General features: G+C 62.5%; 3 protein-coding genes and 1 pseudogene. 1 reads left to right on the plus strand and 3 read right to left on the minus strand.

The window, feature by feature from the left end:
* A partial coding sequence (locus VIR62_RS11835) for a hypothetical protein (protein WP_431871517.1) occupies nucleotides 1-603 on the plus strand: 603 nt, incomplete at its 5' end.
* Here the strand turns inward: VIR62_RS11835 and istB are convergent.
* The 3 genes and pseudogenes from istB to VIR62_RS11850 form a co-directional block, all read right to left on the minus strand.
* Nucleotides 536-1,294: an IS21-like element helper ATPase IstB gene (istB, locus tag VIR62_RS11840; protein ID WP_137114004.1), complete on the minus strand. Its 759-nt coding sequence runs from the start codon at nucleotides 1,292-1,294 to the stop codon at nucleotides 536-538. The two genes, VIR62_RS11835 and istB, sit on opposite strands and share 68 nt — an antisense overlap.
* A complete protein-coding gene (gene istA / locus VIR62_RS11845) occupies nucleotides 1,291-2,790 on the minus strand; it encodes an IS21 family transposase (RefSeq protein ID WP_431871519.1) in 1,500 nt (499 codons plus the stop codon). The genes istB and istA overlap by 4 nt, the downstream gene beginning before the upstream one ends.
* A gap of 621 nt (nucleotides 2,791-3,411) precedes the next feature.
* Nucleotides 3,412-3,764: pseudogene (locus tag VIR62_RS11850) on the minus strand (PAS domain S-box protein); the annotation flags it as partial.

Consider the following 3,764-nt stretch of genomic DNA (forward strand, 5'->3'; position numbering starts at 1 on the left):
TTCATGAGCATCAGCATGCTTGCTGCTCGCCAGAACCAGACCCGTTCGCGCTGGAGCTTTGTCGATACCAGCATGTTCATTCGAGCGGTATCGATCGTGCTGGTGGTGGCAGGGCATTTTAAGCTGCTGGATTACACAGGCGGCGCGACCAGCGCCCTGTTTCTCATTTCCGGCTTCCTGTTTGGCGGTTTTCAGCTGACCGAGGCATTCTCCACCGGCAGCAGCAAGCCGATGATGCGGCTTTTCATCAAGGTACTTGTGCCGACGGTCCTGTTTTCGTCTGCCTTATTGTTCACCAAGGTTCTGCTCGACAAACCCGCTCACATTTCGACGCTGCTGCTCTATAGCAATTTTGTATCGCCCTATATGGTCGGGAATGATTTTTATCTCTGGTACGTCGTGTCAACGGCGGAGCAAAATCCGGCCACACGGCGGCGTAAAAGTAGGCCACTTGGCGGCGCAAGCGGGGAACGTCGGGAGGGCGTAGCCCGACCAGAGTTTCCCGCTTGCGGCGTCGGCGATTTTGGTGAGGGTTTCAGCCTGCCTTTCGGGCGCGGCTTTGGGCGAGACGGTAGCTTTCGCCGTTCATCTCGAGGATGTTGACATGGTGGGTGATACGGTCGAGCAGCGCGCCGGTCAGGCGCTCGGACCCGAGTGTTTCCGTCCACTCGTCAAAGGGCAGATTGCTGGTGATCAGGGTCGCGCCGCGCTCGTAGCGTTGCGAGATCAGCTCGAACAGCAGTTCCGCGCCGGTCTTCGAGAGCGGCACGAAGCCCAACTCGTCGATGATGAGGAGCTTGTAGGCGGCCATCTGCTTCTGGAAGCGTAACAGCCGCCGCTCGTCGCGCGCCTCCATCATCTCGCTGACCAGTGCGGCGGCGGTCGTGAAGCCGACGGCCAGGCCCCTCTGGCAGGCGGCCAGGCCGAGCCCGAGGGCGACATGAGTCTTGCCCGTGCCGCTGGGACCGAGCGCGATGACATTCTCGCGCCGCTCGATCCATTCGCAACGCGCCAGTTCCAGCACCTGCATCTTGTTGAGCTTCGGGATGGCGGCAAAGTCGAAGCTGTCGAGACTTTTGACGACCGGGAACTTCGCCGCCTTGATGCGGCGTTCGACCTTGCGGCGGTCGCGCTCGATCATCTCCCGTTCGGCAAGCCGGGTCAGATAGCCGATATGATCGACGCCCTCGGCGGCGCATTGCCGGGCCAGCTTCTGGTACTCGCGCTGGAAGGTCGGCAGCTTCAAGGTTTTGAGATAGTGGGCAAGCAGGATCTCGGGGGCCTCGGTGCTCATGCCGCTTCCTCCCCCTCAACGTTACCGAGCAGGCGCATGTAGGCCTTGACCGAGGTCGTCTCGACATTCGCCCTCGGCAGGTATGGGTAGATCGACAGGTCCAGTCGCGGCGGCCGGCGCTCCACCTGGCACAGGACCAGATGCTTGACCGCATCGAAGCCGATCGCACCGAGATGCAGGGCCTGCTTCACCGCCGCATGCAGATCGGCGAGGTCGAAGCTTTCCAGCAGCCGCAGAACCTGCACGTACTCGCGCCGGCCGTGCTTGTTCATCCTCGCCTCCATCAGGCGGCGCAGCGTGGCGAACTCGCCGGGCAAGTCCCAGCCCTGGAGAGGAGCAGCCTGATCCAGCGCGTTGATCTTCTGCTCGATCAGCGGCAGGTAATGCAGCGGATCGAAGACGACGTCTTCGCGTTCCCAGCACCGCGGATGGCGGGCGATGATCTCGCCGCGGCAGCCGATCACCACCGCGTCGACGTAGCCGCGAACCCAGACATCCTGATGCCCGTAGGCGACCGGGACCGAATAGTCGTTGGTCTTGTAGCGCACCAGCGACTGCGCCGTCACTTTGGCGCTGGCCTGGTCGCAGGCATCGAAGGGTGCCGCCGGCAATGGACGCATGGCGGCAAGATCCCGCTGCAGCCGTTCCCCGATCGTCTCGCTCTCGCCGCGCAGCCTGTCATGCTGACGCTTGCGGCATTGCTCTTCCAGCCAGGCGTTGAACGCATCCCATGTCGCAAACCGCGGGATCGGCACCATGAAGTTGCGCCGGGCATAACCGACCAGCCCCTCGACGTTCCCCTTGTCGTTGCCCTTTCCCGGACGGCCATAGCGATCCCGGATCAGGTAGTGGGACAGGAAGCCACTGAACAGTGCCGCACGCTTGCGTGTCCCGTCGGGCAGGATCTTCGCCACAAGGCAGCGGTCATTGTCGTAGACGATCGATTGCGGCACCGCGCCGAAGAAGGCGAACGCATGGATGTGGCCATCCACCCAGGCCTCGGCCACCGCCGCCGGATAGGCTCGCACATAGCAGCCGTCGCTGTGCGGCAGGTCGAGCACGAAGAAGCGGGCCTTCTGCTCCACGCCGCCGATCACCACCATCGCCTCGCCAAAGTCGGCCTGCGCATGGCCCGGCGGGTGCGACAGCGGCACGAACACTTCCTGTCGGCGCTGCTCGCGCTCGCGCATGTAATCCTTGATGAACGTGTAGCCGCCGGTGAACCCGCATTCGTCGCGAAGCCGGTCGAACACCCGCTTGGCCGTGTGCCGCTGCTTGCGCGGTACCTTCACGTCCTCATCAAGCCAGTGATCGATCGTTGAAACAAACGCATCCAGCTTCGGCCGGCGCACCGGAGCCTGCCGCCGGTAGCCGGGTGGGGTCGAATACGACAGCATCTTGCGAACACTGTCGCGCGATATGTTGAAATGCCTCGCCGCCTCGCGCTGGGTCATGCCGTTCCCACAGGCGACGCGGACCTCCCGATAAAGTTCCACGGTATAGATCTCCCGGCCCTCCCTGCACGCTGCAGACAGGACATAGGTGGACGACTTTTACGCCGCCCGAAGCGGGACTATCCCGCCGCTACCGTGGTAGGTTTTTGCACCGCCGCTCTCAAGCCGGGAATCATCAACAATGAGCGTACTGGATGAGGCAGATTCTCCTGGGAACAAATAGGTCGCGGACTTGCCTGAATCGAGCCGGACAGTGGCGGGACAAAGCTGATAGGTTGGACAGGCGAGCGCCTTTCCCAAAATCTGGATGGCCAGGACCTCTTCTCCGACCAATCGCTCGCCCACCCTCATTGACGGCTTTGCAGATACTGGGACCAGCGCCTTTGCCCCGACTTTTATCTGCTCATTCGGCGTCTGCACGGTCACAGCCGCAAAGGTGGTGGGACATGGCACCTCGAACCGGAATTTGCCTCGCCCGTCTGATGGAAGAATAGCATCGACTACGGCACGCATTGGACACCTGTTCACTGGCCGCGATTGCCTCTTGTTATAGCTGTCCAAACTAATGAAGGCATTGCATTGCCAGCTGGTTAATTGCTCTTGGACAGCCTGAGACGATCGGCATTGGCGCCGGCAAGCTGGCGCCTTCGATGCCACGCCCCTTCAAATCCTGTCGATGACGATCGGAAGCACCAGCTCGATCTCCAGCCGTCCGGTGGCAACTCGACGGCTTAGCGTCCCGCCGATATGCGCAACCGAGCGCTCGACGAGCCGCGTGCCAAACCCCGATGCCGTCCGCACTTCCTCGAGGCCGGGCCGTTCCTCGACCCACAGCAGCCGGGCCGAACCGCGGTCGTCGCCGGCGTGCTCGACGGCGATGCGCAGCGCTCCCTCGGCATGGCCGAGCCCGCCATATTTGACCGAATTGGTCGCCAGCTCGTGCAGGATGAGCGCCACGCTCGTGACAACGCGGCCAGCCAGCATCAGCGCCTTGTCGCCGGATATCGCGATAGGAT

The sequence above is a fragment of the Allosphingosinicella sp. genome (assembly GCF_036570505.1).
Taxonomy (GTDB): Bacteria; Pseudomonadota; Alphaproteobacteria; order Sphingomonadales; family Sphingomonadaceae; genus Allosphingosinicella.

Bases quoted from the DNA above. Each gene is read 5' to 3' on its own strand.
- istB (WP_137114004.1), bottom strand. From the start codon at position 1,294: ATGAGCACCGAGGCCCCCGAGATCCTGCTTGCCCACTATCTCAAAACC.